This window comes from Bacillus cereus group sp. BfR-BA-01524, assembly GCF_022662595.1.
In the GTDB taxonomy this organism is placed as follows: Bacteria; Bacillota; Bacilli; order Bacillales; family Bacillaceae_G; genus Bacillus_A; species Bacillus_A thuringiensis_S.
The window spans coordinates 1-225 of sequence record NZ_JAKUDW010000443.1 but is presented as its reverse complement, the minus strand read 5'-3'; the positions used below and the strand labels follow the sequence as shown (position 1 = coordinate 225).

The window sequence follows — 225 nt, the reverse complement described above, 5'->3', positions numbered from 1 at the left end:
AATGGTATTACTTAGATGCAGAAGGAGCTATGAAGACTGGTTGGTACCAAGAAGGCGAGAAATGGTTCTATTTGGATCCAGCTGCGCAGGGTGCAAAAAAAGTTGGATGGGTTGAAGTAAATGGAAAATGGTATTATTTAGATGGTAATGCAGGTGGAGCTATGCAAACCGGCTGGAATAAAATTGATGGGAAGATGAGCTATTTCAAAGAAGATGGACAATGGA

The 225-nt window shown here is 40.9% G+C and carries 1 pseudogene; it reads left to right on the top strand.

The window, feature by feature from the left end:
• Positions 1-29: 29 nt before the first annotated feature.
• Positions 30-225, top strand: a pseudogene (locus tag MR170_RS31800) (3D domain-containing protein); the annotation flags it as partial.